General features: G+C 32.1%; 23 protein-coding genes. 16 read left to right on the top strand and 7 right to left on the bottom strand.

The window, feature by feature from the left end; translation table 11 throughout:
• Positions 1 to 18 precede the first annotated feature (18 nt).
• From C3729_RS10305 to C3729_RS13305, 5 genes are all read left to right on the top strand, one after another.
• Entirely contained in the window at positions 19 to 1,197 is a 1,179-nt protein-coding gene (locus C3729_RS10305) for an acetyl-CoA C-acyltransferase (protein WP_104794105.1), read from the top strand.
• 108 nt (positions 1,198 to 1,305) lie between these two features.
• Positions 1,306 to 2,829: an MFS transporter gene (locus C3729_RS10310; RefSeq protein ID WP_104794062.1), complete on the top strand. Its 1,524-nt coding sequence runs from the start codon at positions 1,306 to 1,308 to the stop codon at positions 2,827 to 2,829.
• Positions 2,830 to 2,965: 136 nt separating this feature from the next.
• Positions 2,966 to 5,797: an excinuclease ABC subunit UvrA gene (uvrA, locus tag C3729_RS10315; RefSeq protein ID WP_104794063.1), complete on the top strand. Its 2,832-nt coding sequence runs from the start codon at positions 2,966 to 2,968 to the stop codon at positions 5,795 to 5,797.
• A gap of 43 nt (positions 5,798 to 5,840) precedes the next feature.
• Positions 5,841 to 6,332 (top strand): GNAT family N-acetyltransferase, encoded by a 492-nt coding sequence (locus C3729_RS10320; protein WP_104794064.1) that lies wholly within the window; start codon positions 5,841 to 5,843, stop codon positions 6,330 to 6,332.
• Between the two features lie 82 nt (positions 6,333 to 6,414).
• Positions 6,415 to 6,786, top strand: coding sequence for a hypothetical protein (locus C3729_RS13305; RefSeq protein ID WP_213189135.1), 372 nt, complete (start codon positions 6,415 to 6,417; stop codon positions 6,784 to 6,786).
• Between the two features lie 54 nt (positions 6,787 to 6,840).
• Here the strand turns inward: C3729_RS13305 and C3729_RS10330 are convergent, their stop codons facing one another.
• From C3729_RS10330 to C3729_RS10340, 3 genes are all read right to left on the bottom strand, one after another.
• The gene (locus tag C3729_RS10330) at positions 6,841 to 7,311 is read right to left on the bottom strand and encodes a methylglyoxal synthase (RefSeq protein WP_104794106.1); all 471 of its coding nucleotides are present in this window, start codon (positions 7,309 to 7,311) and stop codon (positions 6,841 to 6,843) included.
• An 81-nt stretch (positions 7,312 to 7,392) separates the two neighbouring features.
• Positions 7,393 to 8,025, bottom strand: a complete 633-nt coding sequence (locus tag C3729_RS10335) for a peroxiredoxin (protein ID WP_104794065.1) — start codon at positions 8,023 to 8,025, stop codon at positions 7,393 to 7,395.
• 156 nt (positions 8,026 to 8,181) lie between these two features.
• On the bottom strand, positions 8,182 to 9,381 hold the full coding sequence (locus C3729_RS10340) for a pyridoxal phosphate-dependent aminotransferase (protein ID WP_104794066.1): 1,200 nt from the start codon (positions 9,379 to 9,381) through the stop codon (positions 8,182 to 8,184).
• A 94-nt stretch (positions 9,382 to 9,475) separates the two neighbouring features.
• Here C3729_RS10340 and rsmG point away from each other — a divergent pair, with 94 nt between their 5' ends.
• The 4 genes from rsmG (at position 9,476) to C3729_RS10360 (ending at position 13,774) form a co-directional block, all read left to right on the top strand.
• The gene (gene rsmG, locus C3729_RS10345) at positions 9,476 to 10,111 is read left to right on the top strand and encodes a 16S rRNA (guanine(527)-N(7))-methyltransferase RsmG (protein WP_104794067.1); all 636 of its coding nucleotides are present in this window, start codon (positions 9,476 to 9,478) and stop codon (positions 10,109 to 10,111) included.
• Positions 10,112 to 10,123: 12 nt separating this feature from the next.
• Entirely contained in the window at positions 10,124 to 10,540 is a 417-nt protein-coding gene (locus tag C3729_RS10350) for a hypothetical protein (protein WP_104794068.1), read from the top strand.
• A 121-nt stretch (positions 10,541 to 10,661) separates the two neighbouring features.
• Positions 10,662 to 11,078, top strand: a complete 417-nt coding sequence (locus C3729_RS10355; RefSeq protein ID WP_133159973.1) for a DUF922 domain-containing protein — start codon at positions 10,662 to 10,664, stop codon at positions 11,076 to 11,078.
• A complete protein-coding gene (locus tag C3729_RS10360; protein WP_104794070.1) occupies positions 11,078 to 13,774 on the top strand; it encodes a PD-(D/E)XK nuclease family protein in 2,697 nt (898 codons plus the stop codon). The genes C3729_RS10355 and C3729_RS10360 overlap by 1 nt, the downstream gene beginning before the upstream one ends.
• A gap of 34 nt (positions 13,775 to 13,808) precedes the next feature.
• On the opposite strand, the gene C3729_RS10365 is transcribed toward C3729_RS10360, so the two are convergent.
• The 4 genes from C3729_RS10365 to C3729_RS10380 form a co-directional block, all read right to left on the bottom strand.
• Entirely contained in the window at positions 13,809 to 15,071 is a 1,263-nt protein-coding gene (locus C3729_RS10365) for a dihydrolipoamide acetyltransferase family protein (RefSeq protein WP_104794071.1), read from the bottom strand.
• On the bottom strand, positions 15,072 to 15,380 hold the full coding sequence (locus C3729_RS10370) for a hypothetical protein (protein WP_104794072.1): 309 nt from the start codon (positions 15,378 to 15,380) through the stop codon (positions 15,072 to 15,074).
• Positions 15,381 to 15,604: 224 nt separating this feature from the next.
• Positions 15,605 to 16,786, bottom strand: a complete 1,182-nt coding sequence (locus C3729_RS10375) for an acyl-CoA dehydrogenase family protein (RefSeq protein WP_104794073.1) — start codon at positions 16,784 to 16,786, stop codon at positions 15,605 to 15,607.
• Between the two features lie 142 nt (positions 16,787 to 16,928).
• Positions 16,929 to 17,420 (bottom strand): hypothetical protein, encoded by a 492-nt coding sequence (locus C3729_RS10380; protein WP_104794074.1) that lies wholly within the window; start codon positions 17,418 to 17,420, stop codon positions 16,929 to 16,931.
• Between the two features lie 198 nt (positions 17,421 to 17,618).
• Between C3729_RS10380 and C3729_RS10385 the strand changes: the two genes are divergently transcribed.
• The 7 genes from C3729_RS10385 to C3729_RS13240 all read left to right on the top strand — a co-directional run bounded on the left by C3729_RS10385 (position 17,619) and on the right by C3729_RS13240 (position 22,019).
• On the top strand, positions 17,619 to 18,182 hold the full coding sequence (locus C3729_RS10385) for a hypothetical protein (RefSeq protein WP_104794075.1): 564 nt from the start codon (positions 17,619 to 17,621) through the stop codon (positions 18,180 to 18,182).
• 198 nt (positions 18,183 to 18,380) lie between these two features.
• Entirely contained in the window at positions 18,381 to 18,680 is a 300-nt protein-coding gene (locus C3729_RS10395; protein ID WP_104794077.1) for a hypothetical protein, read from the top strand.
• Between the two features lie 130 nt (positions 18,681 to 18,810).
• Complete coding sequence (locus C3729_RS10400) at positions 18,811 to 19,947, top strand: hypothetical protein (protein ID WP_104794078.1); 1,137 nt, start codon at positions 18,811 to 18,813, stop codon at positions 19,945 to 19,947.
• Positions 19,940 to 20,155: a hypothetical protein gene (locus tag C3729_RS10405; protein WP_104794079.1), complete on the top strand. Its 216-nt coding sequence runs from the start codon at positions 19,940 to 19,942 to the stop codon at positions 20,153 to 20,155. The genes C3729_RS10400 and C3729_RS10405 overlap by 8 nt, the downstream gene beginning before the upstream one ends.
• Positions 20,156 to 20,295: 140 nt before the next feature.
• Complete coding sequence (locus C3729_RS10410; protein WP_104794080.1) at positions 20,296 to 20,955, top strand: hypothetical protein; 660 nt, start codon at positions 20,296 to 20,298, stop codon at positions 20,953 to 20,955.
• Positions 20,956 to 20,975: 20 nt separating this feature from the next.
• Positions 20,976 to 21,818 (top strand): hypothetical protein, encoded by an 843-nt coding sequence (locus C3729_RS10415; protein ID WP_104794081.1) that lies wholly within the window; start codon positions 20,976 to 20,978, stop codon positions 21,816 to 21,818.
• A 27-nt stretch (positions 21,819 to 21,845) separates the two neighbouring features.
• Positions 21,846 to 22,019: a hypothetical protein gene (locus C3729_RS13240; protein WP_165785763.1), complete on the top strand. Its 174-nt coding sequence runs from the start codon at positions 21,846 to 21,848 to the stop codon at positions 22,017 to 22,019.
• The last annotated feature ends 22 nt before the right edge of the window (positions 22,020 to 22,041 follow it).

Below are 22,041 nucleotides of genomic sequence, written 5' to 3' on the forward strand. Positions count from 1 at the left end.
AAATCTCTATTAAATATCATGAAAGAAGTATTTATCGTTTCAGCAGCAAGAACACCTATGGGAAGTTTTCTAGGAAGTTTATCTAGCATTCCTGCCCCTAAATTAGGTTCAATTGCTATCAAAGGAGCGTTAGACAAAATTAATCTTGACACAAAACACGTTCAAGAAGTTTATATGGGTAATGTTTTACAAGCTGGAGAAGGTCAAGCTCCTGCTCGTCAAGCTGCATTAGGCGCTGGTTTATCAAACGAAACACCTTCTACCACAATCAATAAAGTATGTGCTTCTGGGATGAAAGCCGTAATGATGGCTTCACAATCAATTAAATCTGGCGACCAAGACGTAATCGTAGCTGGCGGAATGGAAAACATGAGCCAAGTTCCGCATTATTATAACGCGAGAAATGCTGTAAAATTGGGGGATGTAAAAATGCAAGACGGAATGTTAGTTGACGGTTTGACTGATGTTTACAACAAAATTCACATGGGAGTTTGTGCAGAAAAATGTGCAGCAGAATATGAATTCTCAAGAGAAGACCAAGACAACTTCGCAATTCAGTCTTATAAAAGAAGTGCAGAAGCTTGGGCTTCTGGTAAATTTAAAGAGGAAATCGTACCTGTAGAAATTCCACAGAGAAAAGGAGAACCTATTATTTTCGCAGAAGACGAAGAATATAAAAATGTAAATTTTGATAGAATTGGAACTTTGCCTACTGTTTTCCAAAAAGAAAATGGAACGGTAACGGCTGCTAATGCTTCTACCTTAAATGACGGCGCTTCTGCATTGGTTTTAATGTCAAAAGAAAAAATGGAAGAATTGGGCTTAAAACCTTTGGCAAAAATCGTTTCTTATGCAGATGCTGCTCACGAACCTGAATGGTTTACAACAGCTCCTGCAAAAGCATTACCAATCGCTCTTAAAAAAGCTGGTTTAGAAGTTTCTGACATTGATTTCTTCGAATTTAATGAAGCTTTTTCAGTAGTTGGTTTGGCCAACAATAAAATTTTAGGTTTAGACGAATCTAAGGTAAATGTAAATGGTGGTGCCGTTTCATTAGGACATCCTCTAGGAAGTTCTGGTGCTAGAATTATCGTTACACTCATTAATGTTTTAAAACAAAACAATGGCAAATATGGCGCTGCTGCAATCTGTAATGGAGGTGGTGGTGCTTCTGCAATTGTGATTGAGAATTTATAATTTTCTCATCTTACAAATGATTAACCATTAAGATTTATTGATTTTTTAGTCAATTTCTTAATGGTTTTTTTATTTTTGTGTAATAATTCCCTTTTACGGAAAAAAACTATGAAACAAAATATCAAAAATAACCCTAAAATCATGAAAGCTTGGGCTTTCTACGATTGGGCGAATTCTGTTTATTCACTGGTAATTACCTCTACCATTTTTCCTATTTACTATTCTATTATTACTACTGCTTACGAAAAAAGCGAGTACGTAACCGAAACAGGAAAATGGATAAAAGTTCCAGTGAGAAATATGATTAATATTTTCGGAAAAGATTATCAACCAGATGCTGTTTATGGCTATTCGCTTACCATTTCGTTTTTGATTGTGGTTATTCTTTCGCCGATTTTATCATCTTTAGCAGATACCATTGGAAATAAAAAGTCTTTCTTGCAATTTTTCGCTTATTTAGGAGCAACTTCTTGTATGGGATTGGCGATGTTTACCAATATGAATAACGTCTTCTTAGGATTGCTTTTCAGTATTACAGCGAGTGTAGGTTTCTGGGGAAGTTTGGTTTTCTACAATTCCTTTTTGCCAGATATTGCTACGCCAGATAAACAAGATGCACTTTCTGCAAAAGGTTACGTTTATGGTTACATTGGTTCTGTAATTTTAGTGGTGATTTGTTTGGCATTGATAATGTTTTTTGCGGATACTCCAAAAGAAGCACTTTTATACACTAGAATTTCATTCTTATTCACGGGAGCTTGGTGGTTTGGATTCTCTCAATACACCTTCAAACATTTACCTCAATTTGGTGAAGTAAAAGACCAATTACCAAAAGATTTAGTATTGCTGAATCTAAAAAATATTTTCCAAAATCATAAAAGTAACGGTGGCTTTATCGAAGTTTTAAAAGACAATATTATCTTCTACATTGAAATCGTGAAAGAAAGTTTTAGAGAATTGTATAAAGTTGGTGCACAATTATTTAGAACCGCTAATCTTAAGTATTTTTTAGCAAGTTTCTTCTTTTACAGTGTGGGAATGCAGACCATTTTCTTAATGGCCACATTATTCGGAAAGAGTGAAATCAACCTTGAACAAGGAAAACTGATTATGACCTTGTTAATCATTCAAATTGAAGCGATTATTGGTGCAATTTTCTTCTCAAGATTATCCAAAAGAATAGGCAATAAAAATGTGATTAGCATTACCATTATTTTATGGATTTTTGCTTGTCTTTCTGCTTATTTCCTCAAAAAAGAAAATCCAAATGTAGAGTATCAATTTTACGGAATTGCAGCCATCATCGGTTTGGTAATGGGCGGAATTCAGTCGATGTCTCGTTCTACCTACAGTAGACTTTTACCAAAAGATTCTATGGATAACACTACATATTTCAGCTTTTATGATGTATTAGAAAAGATAGCAATTATTTTAGGAACATTTATTTTTGCTCTATTGATTGATAATTATGATGCAATAAGATTGTTCTTCTTACAAGAAACTTCATTCCAATTGCCTACCACTTCAGGAATGAGATTTGCAGCACTTTCCATGTCTGTTTTCTTTGCATTAGGATTGTTCTTCATTAGATTTTTGAAATTCAACAAAATATCAGACAAAGAAACTTTGTAAATCTTTAGATAATATATTCACAAGAACCTCAAATTTGAGGTTCTTTTTTTATGCGGAAATCTTACGATTGATAAACTTTTTCAGAGAATAATTCCGTATTTTTGTAAGTCTTGATTTTTTTGACGAGATTGACATTATGAGTACAGAAAAAGAATACATCGAAATATACGGAGCCAGAGAACACAATCTTAAAAACATCAATGTTAAAATTCCTAGAAATGAATTGGTTACCATTACGGGACTTTCAGGTTCTGGGAAATCTTCTTTGGCTTTTGACACCATTTTTGCAGAAGGACAAAGACGTTATATCGAAACTTTCTCTGCATATGCTCGTCAGTTTTTGGGCGGTTTAGAGCGTCCAGATGTGGACAAAATCGAAGGACTTTCTCCTGTAATTGCCATCGAACAAAAGACTACCAATAAAAATCCACGTTCAACGGTAGGAACCGTTACAGAATTATATGACTTTCTGCGTTTGCTTTTCGCTAGAGTTTCAGATGCTTATTCTTTGGAAACTGGTCAAAAAATGGTGAGCTACACAGAAGAACAAATTCTAGAAACCATCAAAGAAAATTATAAAGGCGAAAAAGTATTGCTTCTCGCTCCAGTTGTACGTTCCAGGAAAGGACATTATCACGAACTTTTTGTACAATTGGCTAAAAAAGGGTATTCACAAGCCAGAATTGATGGAGAATTACAAGATATAGAATATGATTTAAAGTTAGACCGTTATAAAACTCACGATATAGAAGTGGTAATAGACCGATGGATTATCGGCGAAAATGCCACGGAAACCAGAATGGCAAAATCGCTGAAAACGGCATTGCAAATGGGAGAAGGAGTAGTGATGGTTCAGAAATTAGGCGCAACAGACTATCAATATTTTTCTAAAAATTTGATGGATGCACACAGCGGAAATGCTTTGCCTATTCCAGAGCCAAACACGTTTTCTTTCAACTCACCAAAGGGAAGTTGCCCAACTTGTAAAGGTCTCGGAACCATCAAAAAAATCAATGAAGAATTTTTGGTAGAAAACCCTAATTTTTCCATCAATCAAGGCGCTTTATTACCTCTAGAAGTTTTGAAAGGAAACAAATGGCTTCTCACTCAAATTAAAAACATTTTAGAGATTTTCGGGCTAGGTTTAAATACTTCTTTCAATGAAATTCCTCGTGAAGCTGTAGATTATATTTACTACGGTTGCCAAAAAGAATTCACTGCTGACTTGAAATACGCGGGAATTTCTAAGAAAATAAAAATCAATTTTGAAGGGTTGGTTCCTTATCTCAGTCAAGTAATTGAAGATAAAGAAAACTACGACGCAGTAGTGCTTGAAAGACAATTTACCACCGAAGAAACTTGTCCAGAATGTAACGGAGCAAGACTTCAAAAAAGCAGTTTAGCTTTTAAAGTTGATGGAAAAAACATTGCTGAAATCAATGCTTTGAGTTTGTTGGATTTGAAAGATTGGATTCAAGAAGTTAAAGAAAAATTCAGCGAAAAAAATAAAATTATTGCCAACGAAATTCTAAAAGAAATAGAAACCAGATTGAAGTTTTTATTAGACGTCGGTTTAGATTATTTAAGCTTGAGTAGAAGTTCTAGAACGCTTTCTGGTGGAGAATCTCAGAGAATTAGACTCGCTACGCAAATTGGTTCTCAACTCGTAAATGTATTGTATATTTTAGATGAACCAAGCATTGGTTTACATCAAAGAGACAACGAAAGACTCATCAATTCATTGAAAAATCTTCGTGATATTGGCAATTCTGTTCTCGTAGTAGAACATGATAAAGACATGATTCTAGAAGCCGATTACGTTCTCGATATCGGTCCTAGAGCTGGAAAACACGGCGGTGAAATTCTTTGGCAAGGAAAATCTAAAGATTTAATCAAAGCCAATACAATCACGGCAGATTATCTCACGGGTAAAAGAAGCATAGAAATCCCTAAAGAAAGAAGAAAAGGAAACGGAAAATTTCTAAAATTAAAAGGCGCAACAGGAAATAACCTGAAAAACGTAAACCTAGAAGTTCCTTTAGGAAAATTAGTGGTGGTAACAGGAATTTCAGGAAGTGGAAAATCTTCTTTGATTAACGGAACGCTTTATCCAATTCTCAATAAACATTTTTACAGAGCGGTTCAAGAACCTTTGCCTTACAAAAAATTTGAAGGCATCGAAAATATCGACAAAATTGTAGATGTTGACCAAACTCCGATTGGAAGAACACCACGTTCTAATCCTGCAACTTACACTGGAATGTTCACCGATATTAGAAACCTTTTTGCAGAATTGCCAGAATCTAAAATTCGTGGTTACAAAGCGGGAAGATTCTCTTTCAACGTAAAAGGTGGAAGATGCGAAACGTGTCAAGGTGGCGGTTTAAAAGTCATAGAAATGAACTTTTTACCTGATGTTTACGTGCATTGCGAAACCTGTAACGGAAAACGTTTCAACAGAGAAACTTTGGAAGTTCGCTACAAAGGAAAATCAATTTCTGATGTTTTGGGAATGACCATTGATGAAGCGGTAGATTTCTTCCAACCGATTCCTAAAATTTATGCAAAAGTAAAGACTTTACAGGATGTTGGTTTGGGATACATTACACTTGGCCAACAATCTACCACACTAAGTGGAGGAGAAGCTCAACGTATAAAATTGGCGACAGAACTTGCCAAAAAACAAACAGGAAACACGCTTTATATTCTGGATGAACCTACAACAGGTTTGCATTTTGAAGATGTAAAAATCTTGATGGAAGCTATCAATCAGCTGGTAGAATTAGGCAATTCTTTTATTATTATTGAACATAATTTAGACGTAATAAAATTAGCAGACCACATTATAGACATCGGTCCAGAAGGTGGAAAACACGGTGGAGAAATTATTGCAACAGGAACTCCTGAAGAATTGATAAAATCAAAAAAATCTTTGACTGCTAAATTTTTGAAAAAGGAAATGGAATAAAATTTCACCTTTAAAATAAAATAAACCTAATCGTAGATAAAAAATGAACTACCAAATCCGTGAAATGCTTCCAGATGATGGAACGAGAGTTTTAGAAATTTTCAAACAGGGAATTGATGGCGGCAATGCTACTTTTGACAAAGAAGTTCCAAGTTGGGAAACTTGGGACAATAAATATTTCAAAGTTTGTAGATTGATTTTAGAAGACGAAAATGGAGTAGTACAAGGTTGGGCTGCCATTCAACCTATTTCTGCAAGAGTTTGCTATAAAGGCGTAGCAGAAGTAAGCATTTATCTCGATAATTCAGTTCATGGAAAAGGTTTCGGCGAAATGTTGCTCCATAAATTAATAGAAGAAACAGAAGAACATCATTTTTGGACTTTACAATCTGGGATTTTTCCAGAAAATGTAACGAGTATTAAAATTCACGAAAAATTAGGCTTCAGAATCATTGGAAGAAGAGAAAAAATCGCTGAAATGAACGGTATTTGGAGAGATGTAATTCTTTTAGAAAGAAGAACAAATAAATTCTAAAAACGTTAAAGTTTTCATAAGAAATAAGATTTTGGCAAAGCTTTTGTTTTATAGAAAGTATCAACCCCAAAATCTTAAAGAAATGAAAAATATATTTAAAATATTCGGCGCTTTAGCACTCACAATAACTGTAGTTTCTTGTGGTTCTAGTAATGTTTACGGAGATAATGGAAGAGTTTATAGAGCTCCAGATGGTAGAGTTTACAGACAAGGCGAAATTTATAGAGCACCTAATGGTGATGTTTACCGAAATGGTGTTTTAATCAGAAGTGGTTCTTCTACGGTAATCATTGTAGATGACAGACCACAAAATTTACCTCCTGGACAAATGAAAAAAGTCTATGGAACCAAATCTGCTAAAGTTTTCGCGCCTGGTCAACAAAAGAATGATCGTTATTACTATGATGAACACGGCAAAAAAAGAAAAATCAAGCACAAAAAGAATCACCGATAAAAACAGAGATTAAATATTGATAATGAGAGCCCGAATTTTCGGGCTTTTTTATTTTTATGAAATTCCTTTTTCTATATTTCTATTTAAATATACTTTATAATCAGGAGTTTCCACTGCATATTCTGTATGCATGAAAGGCGAAGTTAGAATAAAATCTGCGGTAGAGGCATCACATGCTACGATAATATTCCAAACGGCACAGATTCTTAAAAATGCCTTCACATCTGGATCATGAGGCTGTGCTTCCATAGGATCCCAAAAGAAAATAACGATATCTATTTTTCCTTCGGCAATCATTGCACCGAGTTGTTGATCTCCACCAAGTGGTCCACTCATTACTCTGTGAACAGGAACGCCTAATTCATTTTCTATCAATTTACCCGTGGTTCCCGTAGCAATTAATTGATGTTGTTGAATCACTTCACTGTGTTTTTTTACCCATTCAAGTAATTCATCTTTTTTATGGTCGTGAGCAATAAGCGCTATTGTTTTTTGAGGAGAAAGCAATCTTACATTTTTAGTCATTTCATACATTTTTGAACAAGTAAATTTACAAAAAAAGCAGAACAAAATGTTCTGCTTTGGTATTAATTGTATTTTAATATTTTAGTTTTGGCTAAGATATTCTGCAGTTGCATTTCTATTAGCATTCATTGCTGCTTTACCTTCTTGCCAGTTTGCTGGACAAACTTCTCCGTATTTTTGAACGTGAGTGTAAGCATCAATTAATCTTAAATATTCAGCTACGTTTCTTCCAAGAGGCATATCATTTACGCTTTCGTGGAAAACTTTTCCTTCTTCATCAATTAAATAAGTTGCTCTGTACGTTACGTTAGACCCAGAAAAAGTTTCGTTTCCTTCTTCATCATATTCGAAATCTTGGTCTACAATTCCTAAAATATTAGCCAATTGTCTATGTGTATCAGCTAGAAGTGGATAAGTCACTCCTTCGATTCCTCCCATATTTTTTGGAGTAGATAACCATGCGAAGTGTACCTCGTTTGTGTCACAAGAAGCACCAATAACCATAGTGTTTCTGTTTTTAAATTCTTCTAAAGCAGCTTGAAAAGCGTGTAATTCTGTTGGACAAACAAAAGTAAAGTCTTTTGGATACCAAAATAATAAAACTTTTGATTGATTTTTTACTGCTTCTTCTAAAACGTTAATTCTTAAATTTTCTCCTGATTTAGAGATTGCGTCTACCGTTACATTTGGAAATTTTCTTCCTACTAATGCCATTTTTTGTTGTTTTTTACTATTATATTTTCAGACTGCAAAATTAATCAATTTTAAAATTTTTAAAATGAGAAACCGATAATTTTTTTCTATGACTCCTAAAAAGCAAAAAATCTTCAGCTTTTGACTGAAGATTTTAAGGATATTTTTAAAAATTTGTTAATGAATTTCTGCTTCTGTTAAAGCTTTTTTAATTCTACTCATCGCTTCTTTTAATTCTTCTTCAGAAGCTGCATAAGAGAATCTGATACAATTAGCATCACCAAAACTTACGCCTCCTACACAAGCTACATGTGCTTTTTCTAATAAAAACATCGCAAAATCATCAGAATTATTGATGAGAACACCGTCAATCGTTTTCCCGATGTAATAAGAAATATCAGGGAAGAAATAGAAGGCAGCTTTTGGCAAATTAACTTTAAATCCTGGAATATCTTTTATCAATTCAAAAACCAAATTTCTTCGTTTTTCAAAACTTTCTACCATGAAATGATATTCACTCGGATCTGTTTCTAAACCTGTAATCGAAGCTCTTTGCGCAACCGTATTCGCGCCAGAAGTCATTTGTCCTTGAACCTTATCACAAGCTTTGGCTAACCATTCTGGACAAGCGCTATAACCAATTCTCCAACCGGTCATTGCAAATGCTTTAGACATTCCGTTGATGACTGCAGTTTGTTCATAAACTTGTGGGAATTCTGCAATAGAAGTGTGTTTTCCATCGTAATTGATGTATTCGTAGATTTCATCAGAAATAATCGTTACATAAGGATATTTCGCAACTACATTGGCTATTTTTTCTAGTTCATCTTTCGTATAATAACTACCAGAAGGATTACAAGGCGAACTATAAAGAATCACTTTGGTTTTTGGAGTAATTGCTGCTTCCAGTTGTTCAGCAGTCATTTTAAACTCTGTGTCAATATTCGTTTCTATAAAAACAGAAGTTCCGCCCATCATTTTCACCATTTCGTCATAAGAAACCCAATAAGGAGCTGGTAAAATCACCTCGTCACCATCATTTACTACTGCTGCTAAAACATTAAGAATAGACTGTTTTGCACCGTTTGAAACACATATTTGAGTCGGTTTATAATCCAGATGATTATCTCTTTTCAACTTTTTAGCAATCGCTTGTCTCAATTCTAAAAATCCTGGAACAGGCGAATAATGAGAGAAATTTTGATTAATAGCATCAAAAGCAGCTTGTTTGATATTTGCAGGAACATCAAAATCTGGCTCACCAAGAGTTAACGAAATCACATCTATTCCCGCAGCTTTCATTTCACGGGCTTTATTGCTCATTACGAAAGTTTGAGAATAACTTAATCTGTTTAATCTATCTGACAGTTTATTCATTTTTACGATTTTTAGCAAAGATAAATTTTAAAGTATAAATTCCGAAAGATTTCCGCGATAAATTCTTTATTTTTGTTGAAATATTAGAACGCATATGTCTTCAGAAATTATTTTAAAATATTTCCCAAATTTAACAGACCAACAAAAATCTCAGTTTCAACAACTTGAAACGCTTTATAAAGACTGGAACGAAAAAATTAACGTGATTTCGAGAAAAGATATTGATGAATTCTACGAAAGACACGTTCTTCATTCATTGGGAATTGCAAAAATTATGGAATTTGCAGATGGAACCAAGGTTCTAGACATAGGAACTGGCGGTGGTTTCCCGGGAATTCCTTTGGCTATTTTATTTCCAAATGTAGAATTTACTTTGGTAGATTCTATTGGCAAAAAAATTACGGTAGTGAATGCAGTTGCCGAAAGTCTTGGTTTAAAAAATGTAAAAGCCTATCACGAAAGAGCCGAAAAAATAAAAGACAAATTTCATTTTGTAGTGAGCAGAGCAGTTACACAAATGCCTGTTTTCTTGCGTTGGTTAAAGGGAAAATTCGAAAAAGAACAATTCAACCCAAAACATAATGGCGTTTTATACTTAAAAGGTGGTGATTTAGGAGAAGAACTTGCTGGAATAAAATGTGAAATTTACCATCTGAAAGACCAATTCGAAGAAGAGTTTTTTGACACTAAAAAAGTAGTATATTTATCCAAAGGAAATTTTAATTCATAAAAACTAAAATCAATGAAGAAAATTTTTAACCTCAGTATAATCGCTTTATTAGCTGGATTTATCGCTGTTTCTTGTGATAGAAATGACGAAGATGAAATTCAAAATGTAGAAGCCATCAAAATAGACAGCGTGAAAATTGCACAAGACACGATGGATGTTTTCACCATTCAAATCATCAAAACGTATTCTACTTATCCTAGCGCTTGTGATGATTTTTTTGGATATGATTACATCAGAAATGGTTTAGAAAGAAATGTGGTAGCTTATTCTTACACCATTAACGGAACTTGTACTCAAGCAACAAGAGTTGGAGTAAATGGTTTCAACTTTAGACCAGAAGAAAAAGGGATTTACACTTTCAAATTTTGGAACGGAAAAGACAGCAGCAACCAAAACATTTGGATTGAGAAAACAATTGTAGTAGAGTAGTATGAAGAAGATTTTTAGCCTTATTTTATTGTTTTGTTTTTTAACTGTTTTTTCTCAAAAATTAGTCTGGAAAGAAGGAACAAAACTTAATTGGAGCCTTTTTAAATCATCTGAAAACAAAATGAAAAGTGACAGCACCATTGTCAGTTATTCTTCTTGTGGACTAAGTTACACCGCTTTTAAAGACAAAGCCAATAATAAAATGAAGGTGAGAATAGATGCTACTTTTGACCCAAGCAAATCTTGGAAGCATACTATTAAGACCAAAAATCTCAATATCAATCATGAACAAGGCCATTTTGATATCGCCGAAATTTACGCTAGAAAACTGAGAAAAGAATTTCTGGAAAATGTAAAAACGGAGAAAGATTACCAACTGAAATTTAAGTTGATTTATCAGGTAATGTATGGCGAATTTCTCGATTATCAAAACTATTATGATAAAATTACCAAACGTGGAACCAACGCCGAAAAACAAAATGAGCTAGATGAAGAAATTAAAGCTGAACTCAAAAAACTAGAACGCTATAAAAACTAATGCTACACCAAAAATTTTTACAAAAAGTCATCTCAGAAATACTCGAAAAATCTTCGGATTTATCGGGTTTTTCATTTATAATTCCAGGGAAAAGACCCGTAGTTTTTATTAAAGAAATTTTAAAAGAAAAAAACTATAACGGGCTCCTCCCAGAGTTTTTTACGATTGATGAATTAGTTCACAAAATAAGCCAAAAACAAGAAATCAAAGGCATTGCACTTTGGCTTTTTGCCTATCAAACCTATACTCAACTTTATCAAGATGAAGATCTTGCTACATTTTTAAAATGGTTCCCTACATTGCAAAAAGATTGGGATGATATGCTGAAATTCCATGGAAATGATAAAGAAATTCTGGAATGGATGCTTGCTGAAGAGCGCATCAAAAACTGGGGCGAAAATTTGGGCGATGAAGAAGGCGCAAGAAAGAGAAATCTCAATTTTTGGCGAAAAATGAATGCTTTTCTTCCTTTTTTACAAGAAAAATTAGAGGAACAGCAATTGGCTACTTCGGGAATGATTCATCTTTACACTAGAGAAAATTTAGAAAATTATTGTAAAAATTTCAATCTTAGAGCAGTTTTTATTGGGTTTAATGCATTTACTCCAGTTGAAGAAAAATTAGTCAGAACGCTTTTACAATGGGACAAAGCAGATATTTTCTTTCATGCAGATGAATACTATTTCCATGACGAAAGACAAGAAGCAGGGAAATTTCTCCGCGAATACAAAACTTGGAAAGAATTCAATGATTCTAGAGATTTCAACTGGATTGAAAATGAATTCATTGAACCTAAAAATATAAAAGTTTATGAAGTTTCAGGAAATATTGCTCAAACCAAAGTTTTGCCAGAAATTCTTTCAGAAATTCACACAGAAAATTCTGATTATCAAAATACTGCAGTAGTTTTATTGGATGAAAATTTGCTTCCTGCAACGTTAGATTCTCTCGCATCTGTTGAAAAACTGAACATTACAATGGGCTTTCCGTTGAAAAATTTGGCATTTTCAAACGCGATGAAAAAACTGTTTCATCTTCATAAACAACTAGAAAAAAATGCTTCTTCGTATTATTACAATGATATTTTGCCGATTTTAGATGAACTTCCAAAGAATTTTAAAGACGAAAATATCATCAAAAACTTCGTTGCAACCTTAGAAGAAAGAAACATCGTTTATATTTCTAAAAAGCAATTAAGCGAATTATTGAACGGACTTTCTTTCTATAATTTGTTTGAAAAACAAGACGCTGAAACTTTACTTAATACTTTAATTGATTTTTGTAAAAATTTAAAATACAATGAAATAGACAATGTGCAATATGAAAACATTTCTCATTTTGAGAAGAGTTTCATCATCATCAAGAATCAACTTTCTCCATATCAATATCAAGTAAAAATCGAAACATTGGAAGTGTTGATTAATCAGCTTATTAATTCAGAATCGATAGATTTTGTGGGAGAACCTTTAGAAGGTTTACAATTGATGGGACTTTTGGAAACACGATTGTTGAATTTTGAAAATATCATTCTTCTTTCTGCCAACGAAGGAAAATTACCGCTCGGAAATTCGCAGAATACTTATCTTCCGTTTGATGTAAGAAAGCAGTTTAATTTGCATACTTTCTTAGAAAATGATGGAATTTATGCCTATCACTTTTACCGATTTTTACAAAATGCCAAAAATATTTATTTGCTTTACAATGCTCTCGGTTCTGGCGTAAATACAGGCGAAAAAACGAGATTCATTACCCAAATTGAAATGGAATCTCAACACAAAATAGAACATATCATCATCGAAAACACTTCCGAACCGATTAATCAAGAACCCATTACGATTGAAAAAACACCTGCTGTTCTTGAAAAATTAGAAGAATGGAAGCAGAAGGTTTCGCCATCACATTTGGTAACCTATCTTTATAATCCTATTGATTTTTATTTGGATAAAATTCTCAACACCAGAGAAACTACAGAAATTGAAGAAGAACTTTCTCAACGAAATTATGGAACTTTAGTGCACAATGCTTTAGAATATTTATACGGAAAAATAATTGGTAAAATATTAAAAGTTAATGATTTAGAAATTTCACTTCAACAAGTAGATGAATCAATTGACAAAGCGATTGAAAGACTAAAACATCAACCAGAATTCTACGAAAAAGGAATGAATTTCGTTCACAAACAAATAGCCAAAAGAGTAGTAGAATCTGTTTTGAATTATGATTTAGAGTTGGTTAAAAACGGGAATGCTTTGGAAATTGTAGCTTTAGAAAGAAAAATTGAGAATATTGCTTTTAAAATTGATGAAAATAATCAAGTGATTTTCTACGGATTTATTGATAGAATTGATATTCTGAACGGAACTTTAAGAATCATTGATTATAAAACCGCAAAGCCTAAAAACCTAAAAATCAAAATAAAAGAAGACAAAATTGAAAATCTTTTCTTTGATGACAAATACAAACAAGCGATGCAATTGTGCATGTATCAATATTGTATTTCTCAAATAGATGAGTTTAAAAATCGCGAATTAGAAACAGGAATTTGGAGTTTTGCAGAGGTGAATAACGGCGTACAAAAAGTAGAATTTACTGAGGATAATTTTGAAGATTCTTTAGTTTCTGTAAAAAACTTAATTCTAGAAATCCTGAATCCCGAAATTCCATTTACAGAAAAAGTTCATGAAAGCTGGAATTGATAAAAAAATATAATCAACAAATAAAATGGAGCGTTTAATAACGCTCCATATTTTTCTTAATCTCTGTTAAGAATTTGGATGCAAGAGCGCCATCTACAATTCTGTGATCATAGCTTAAAGACAAAGTCATCACCGATTGAGGCAATATTTTCTCTTCGCCGTTTTCTTCTATAATCCAAGCTCTTCTCAGTATATTTCCTAAAGCGAGAACTGAAACTTGCGGTCTAGAAATAATAGGCGTTCCGCTTTCTGAACCGAACATTCCTGTATTAGAAACCGTGAAAGTAGTATCTTGAATATCATCTGGTTTTAGTTTTCCATTTTTAGCTCTGGTTCCTATTTCTGAAACCTGTCGAGCAATGTCTACAACCGATAAATTCTGCGCATTTTTAATATTCGGAACGATGAGATTACCGTCAGGAAGTGCAGCTGCAAAACCTAAATTGATGTTTTTCTTTTCTAATAATTCTTCATTATTAAACCAAGAATTTAGAGTAGGATAGACCTTAATTGCATCTATCACTGCTTTCATAATCAAATGCGTATAGGTTAATTTAACCGCATTTTCTTGAAGAAATTTCTCCTTATTTTCTTCACGATAAGACACTAATTTCGTCACATTTACATCCATAAAAGTCGTAACATGTGGAATGCTTCGCCAAGATTTTTCCATATTTTCGGCGATGAGTTTACGCATTTTAGAAAGTGGTTCTAAAGCTTCGCCGAGTTCTACTTTGAGTTGAAGTTTTTCTTCAACAAATGGAGTGAAAGTCTTTTGTTTTCTTGATTTTAAAAAATTTTCAACATCTTGTTTTCTGATTCTTCCGTTTTCACCAGTTCCATTGATTTTCTGCAAATCTTCTAAACTCAAACCGTTTTCTGCAGCCATTTTTCTTACCACTGGAGAAAGAAAAGATACGAGTTTCGAGTTTCGAGGTGTGAGTTGAGCTTTGTCATTTTGAGCGGAATGTAATGGAGTCGAAAAATCTTTATTAGACACTTCGACTGCTTCACTACTTTTCGCGCTCAGTGTGACAGGAGAGACATTTATGTAATCATCAACTTCCATCGTACAAATAGGAGTTCCTACAGAAACTTCTTCGCCTTCTTTTACGAGAATTTCTTTGAGCGTACCTTCGTATTCTGAGAAAATTTCAGAATCTACTTTGTCGGTTCCAATTACGGCAAAAAGTTCATCACGTTTGATAAAATCTCCCGGTTTTTTCAGCCATTCTACAATTTTGGCTTCAATAGTAGATTCTCCTATTTTAGGTAATGGTATATTGATGGTTTTCATTTAACTTAAAAATACTATTAAAAAATATATAAATGGAATAAATCCAATCATAATCCACAGATATCTATTTTTCAATTCTGCTTGCTCAGAAATAATAAATAAAAAATTTAAAATTGATATTGGTAAAACTCCATATCCAATTATTAATGATGAAAGTTTTCCATATTGATAAATCCAATGCAAATTATCATGTATTCTAAAAATCTCTACAGATCTATTCAATATTATTGCAAAAATAAATAATAAAGGAAGTAAAACAGAAATAGTTTTAAATAGAGTAGGTCTTTTAAAAAGTTGTTTAATATTCATTTTTCTCTCGCAGATTTTGCTGATTGAGCAGATTTATATCTTTTTTCCTTTCGCGTGAGCGATAGCAGTGGAAATCCCGCAGTATGCGTTGGCAAAAGCTTTGGAACGAGGAATTGCAACGGAAAGCGCGACTTTTTTGCATGGCAATAGCGGTGGAAAAAAGGCACGCCAAAATCAAAAAAAAACTTTGTCAAAGATTTAAAAGCTTTGACAAAGTATAATTTTTATGAAAATGCGTTGATTCCAGTGATATCAAGACCTGTGATAAGCAAGTGCACGTCTTCAGTGCCTTCGTAAGTAATTACAGATTCTAAGTTGGCAGAGTGTCTCATCATTGGGAATTCTCCCATAATTCCCATTCCGCCAAGAATTTGACGAGATTCTCTTGCTATGTTAATTGCCATTCTCACGTTATTTCTTTTTGCCATAGAAATTTGAGCTGGAGTAGCTTTATGGTCATTTTTCAAGGTTCCTAATCTCCAGCAAAGCAATTGAGCTTTTGTAATTTCTGTTAAAAATTCGGCTAATTTTTTCTGTTGAAGTTGGAAACTTGCAATCGGTTTTCCGAACTGTGTTCTTTCTTTAGAATACTGAACAGCAGTGCAATAACAATCAATTGCTGCGCCAATTACTCCCCAAGAAATTCCGTAACGAGCAGAATTTAAACAAGAAAGAGGACCTTTCAAACCTTCTACATTTGGTAATAAATTTTCTTTTGGAACTCGTACATTATTGAACACCAATTCACCCGTTTTAGAAGCTCTGAGAGACCATTTATTGGTAGTTTCTGGAGTAGTAAAACCTTCGTAACCGCGTTCTACAATCATTCCGCGAACTTTTCCATCTTCACCTTTTGCCCAAACTACAGCAATATCACAAAGTGGAGCATTGGTAATCCACATTTTAGCACCGTTAAGCAAATAATGATCACCCATATCTTTGTAATGCGTTTCCATTCCTCCTGGGTTAGAACCGTGATTAGGCTCTGTTAAACCAAATGCACCGATAAATTCACCAGAAGCCAATTTTGGAAGATATTTGCGTTTTTGTACTTCTGAACCAAACTCGAAAATAGGAAACATTACTAAAGAACTCTGTACAGAAGCTGCAGAACGAACGGCAGAATCACTACGTTCTAACTCTTGCATAATCAATCCGTAAGAAATTTGGTCTAAACCAGCACCTCCATATTCTTCTGGAATATAAGGACCAAGAGCGCCAATTGCTCCTAATTCTTTCATGAGATTAGGAATGTCTTTATGATGTTGTGCTGCATCATCAATTTGAGGCATAATAAATGACTGAACCCAATCTCTTACAGAGTTTCTGATTAAGATATGTTCTTCTGTAAGTAAATCATCAATTCCATAATAATCTGGAATGCTATTTAAAGGATAGTATGACATTGCGTTTAAATTTTGCTAAAAATACGAGGATTTCGCATAGTATCAAAATACCCAATAGAAAAAGTAAACTGCAACTAATTGTAGAGAAAAAATTAAAAATTTCATCTAAAATAGAGTAGAATAGCATGAAAAATTACTAAGATTATTTACATTTAACAGGCGATAAAACTCTTCCAGATTTAAAATCTACACTTTTATCATTCACAATAATCATAGTAGAATCGTTCTTTTGTTTCATAGCAGTAATTCCTTCGTAAAGTTTATTGTCTTTTGTCAAAAAGCGAACATCTATTAAAGAATGCATTCCCTCAGAAAACATGTCGTAAGTTAATTTTAAGGTATCACCAGTTTTTATACCATACACTTTTCCAGTAGAACCATCTTTTTCAAAATTATCATAACTCATTTTTCCTTTTACAGAATCTGTAGGATAAAGAGTGTAAGAAAGGTGTAAAGAATCTTTTCCAACCACAGAAAGATAACAAAATTGCAAAGTATCTTTTTTTGGCTCAAAAGTTTCTGGATAGTTCTGATGAATGGTATCTTCAGGAATTATGGTATATGAAGATGTTTCTTTTTTGTTACAAGAAATAAAAGAAATGCTTATCAAAAGAGTAACTACAAAATTTTTCATTATTTTTCTTGTAAAAGTATGGCGATAAACGATTTACAACTTTATAGAATTCTCATCAATGATTATAAACTTTCAATGGATTAAAAGGAATGAGAAGGTTAGGAATCTAAAATTATATTGAAGTCTTAAAACTACAATTTAACATAATATAAATTATAGGCAAAAGTAAATATCTACTAATCGCTAAAAATTAATATTATGTATCAGATTAAAATTAAAATCGAAAACACACTACCTGACTTTACATCTGTAAAACAAAAACAATCTTATATAATAAGATTAACAAACCAACCTGAAACAATTTTTTCGGAAGTCTCTCCAAAAGTTCGTTTAATCTATCATCATTTTGTTTCTACTTCTAAAACTGATGTCTCAAAATTTGCAAATCAACTTTCAAAATGTTACTCCCAATTTTTTGAAGTTATTTCATTTTACTACAAACAATTACAAAGCAAATTATTTGATTATAGTCAATATTATTATAAAATGCCCGAAGTTATAAAAAATATTGATTCACTTTTCCAAAAAATAAAAATTAATAAAGACTATCAACCTGCTTACTATTATACTAACATTTTAATTGATATTTTTTATACAATAAAATCACTGCTAAATATTCTAATCACTTTAGAATTTAATGAGTTTAAAACTTATCAATTTCATTTAAAAGGAATTTCTGAAAATCTTTCTCACATTCTTAAAAATTCAAATCATTTATTCGAAAATGATTCTCTCAATTTTTACTGTATTAATACCAAATAAACATGATTTATAATACATCTACACCTCCAAAAAACGGTTTTTTCTATTTCCCTAAACCACTTCAACAAAATACAATTATCTGTTTTTATGATAGGAACTCAGAAATTTTTTTTAATTCTGGAAAATGTCAATTAATGAATAATAATCAATATAAAATTGAATCTAAACCAACTTTTCAACCTTTAAAGATTAAATCTAATGCAGCATAAAAAATTAACTAACGACATAGAAATAACAGAATTTCTAATAAATGAAATCAGAAATCCTACATTACAAAAAGTTTTGTATACTGGTATTTGTGAAATTTTATCAAGACTATTTGTTTATAAATTAATTACAAAAACTCAATTAGATAATTTTTATCAAAATTATATTGAAATTTTATTAAAAAAAGATTGTGTTTTTCTTTTTCCAATAGCTAAAGTAAAACCACGTGTTAAATTTCTTCAAAATCTTCTAGAAGATTTAAAAAAACATAATCATTCTCTTTTGTGCTAGTCAAAAGAATCGGACTAACCGAAGAATTTTTTTTACACAATCAAAATTAATCTAATTAAAAACTTCAAAAAGTGAATTTGGATAAAAGCGTAGCGCTGATCCAAATTTACTTTTATCTCCCCAAGAACCTATGGAACAAATATTAGACGTTGCAATCATAAAACCACACTCAATTGTTTATTACAAAAAATTCCCTTCAAAAAAATACAATCAAACTTCTAAAGAAAATCTTAGACAATCAAAAACTGCATTACTTAAAACCTGCAAAAGGATTGCAGATTTTAAAAATTTTGATAATATTAATAATGTGTTCATGGCTTACAACGAGGCTTACAAAGCTAATTTTAAAAAGGATTATGATGGTTTACTTTCTAAAACCTTGCAAAATAAGATACAAAAAATTTGTAGCGTCTTCGTTAATTCTGTTTTAAAAAATTACAATCCAAATTTTGGATTACAACAACGACTTTTAACATTATCAACTTTTACCCTTACATCAGATAAACAACATACCACAGATAAAGAAACTGTTAAGGCTTTTGTCGATTTTATAGACCATTTAAAAAAAGTAGATAATTTTATTATTGAAAATGGAAAACTCACTGATAAAAAAGCTCCACGTTTAAAGAACTACTTTTGGCGTGCAGAAACAACAGAAAATGGAGTTATACATTTCCATTTAATTTCTGATTGTTTTTTGAATATGTATATGGTTAAAAGGCTTTGGAATCTACAATTAAAAAAAATTGGTTACAAAGAAGCTGATAATTCCGTACGTGTAGAATCATTGAACAAAGAAAAAATTAATGATGTTCACGCATATCTTTTAAAATACATGACAAAGCAACCATTAAGAGACAAATGCAAAAAAATGTTTAAAGAAGATTTAGACAAATTATCAACTTTTGAAAAATATCGTCGCCCCGTTATGTATAAAAGCTGGGGATGTTCTAGAGATATGAGAAAACTAGATTTTCCAACATTTTACGAAAACGAAATTTATTTTGTTGACGAAATGCGCCAACACATGACTCCCGTAGAACTTCCAGAAACTGCACCCGATTTTATAAAAGTTTTCAAGGGTAAAACTCGAAATATTTTAAAACAATGTTCCTATAAACTACAAAGCTGGGTTAAGGACCATTATAAAAAAGTTTATTCTTATTTATACGAAATTTCAAAAGAAATCAAAGAAACAATTTCAGATTTCAAGCAAATACATAAAATACAATATCATCAATTACAAATAAATTTTCCACATGTCTAAAATAGTAATTTTCACCACTGCAAAATTGAGAATTGCAGACGTTCAATTTTTGTCCCAATGTGGCAAAAATTCAGCTATAAAAATCATAAAAATAATTCGTGAATATTTCAATCTTCCTGAAAATGAAAAAATCACACTTAAACAGTATCAGTTATTTTATGATGAGCCAGTTAGAAACATTACCATTTCTGGTAATTCTTACCAATAATATAAATACATTAAAAACGTTTTAAAGTCTCCTTAATCGCTTTAAAACGTTTTTTTTTGTTTAATATTCTCCTACCCTCTTTCAGACCACTATAATTTTGCTTCATAATTCAAACAAAAATTAATTAAAAACAAAATTTTATGTCTAGAAATTACGCAATTGTTGACGGTGTAAATAAAACCGTACAATTTTCAATTGATGACGCATGTTCATCTATTTCTTATGATGCTAGAAAAAATGGCCAACATGTACCATTAGAAAAATCTACCATTTCAGTTGATTTAGTAAGAAAAGGTAAAACAGATGTTTCATTATATTCTGATACATTTTCCAACCTAAGAAAGATTGTTTCATCTATTTTTGATAAACAAATTTCAAAATTAATCCCAATTTCGTTTCAAAATCAACAAGGAATTGATTTAGCTCTAAACGACCAAGTTTCTGTAAAAGTAACAATCAAGTTTCATGCTGATGAGTCTGTTGATTCTTTCCAATACGAAATGAATAAGTTAGGAAAATCAAAAGGAGATAAAATCAATACACTTCCTTTTACTTTCAAAAAAGTAGAAGTCGATACAGTAAAAGAAGTTGATACTGAATATTACAAAGACGTTGTTGTCATTGATAAAGCTAATTTAGTTTCTCTAGCTTCTGAAACTCCAAAAGATGGTGATATATTCTTAACAAGAGAATTTATAGATTCAGAATTTGAAACATTTGTACATCTTCAAACTGGTCTGAATCAAACTGTAGAAGTAAAATCAAACGGAGTTACTAATGTTTATTTAGTACAGTATTAATAATTCAAAAATCTTTAATTATGAATTTACCTTATAACAGTGGTGGTTCTTTAGATATTTCAGATTATTTCGGTTCTGCTTCTTCTTCAAATGGTCTTAATATAGTAGATTCTGGTCTTTCCGCCGTTCCCTTTGCTTCTCCTATTGTTAATGGTTTTGAGTCTCTTATGGGCTTCGATGTTACTGGTCAAATCTCTAATTTCTTGAAATCTGGTAAATGGTGTATCGGAAATCAAGCATATGACCAAGGAACTGTAACTTATTTTACTAAGGAATTAAAAGAAAAATCAGAATTAGTTAAAAAAGATGATATAAAATCATTTGAAAATTTTATCAATTATCTTTCTTTTATTATTTCAGCTTTAGATTATGAGATTACAAAAGTTGGTGGTTGTTCCAAAGAAACCGCACAAGGTTTGAGGGACTTGTATCAAAAAACCTTCGACGGTTTAAAACCTAATTTCCCTGCGAACTACACCACTGAAAAATCTTCAGACGTTTTCGTGAAAACAAAAAGAACTCACGAGTACACTAAATACAACTTTTCAACCCCTTTAAATACTCCAGTAATGCCAACTGTAAACACTCAAACGACTTCACCAACTTTAACACCTGCACAAGCAGAGCAAATATTAAATGATTCTGCAATGCTAAATCAATTTACACAACAAACTGGTTTACAAACTACAGATGTAGTTCAAAATCTTAAGGCTGTAGTAGATGGAAACATGGGGGTAAGATACGAAAACGGTCAAATTATTTGGAGCGCCTCAGCTACAAACGCACCGCAACAAAATAACGCTTTAACCTATGGTTTATTAATCATTGCGGGATTGGTTGCTTATAAATTTATGAAAAAATAATCTTCTAATATTTTAAAAATTTTCAAAATGAACGAAAACAATTTATTGGCACAAATAAATAGTGTCACTTCAACCTCACTACTAAAAAATTCTGATGGAACCTTCAACCTAACAGTTGGTCACGCTTTATCTGTTGTTCTTGGTGCAATTTTTTTTTGGTTGTATATGGATTCTCAGAAGCCAAAAGCTAGAAGAAGATAATATTAACTTCTAAATCTAAAAA

The organism is Cloacibacterium normanense (assembly GCF_002943105.1).
Taxonomy (GTDB): Bacteria; Bacteroidota; Bacteroidia; order Flavobacteriales; family Weeksellaceae; genus Cloacibacterium.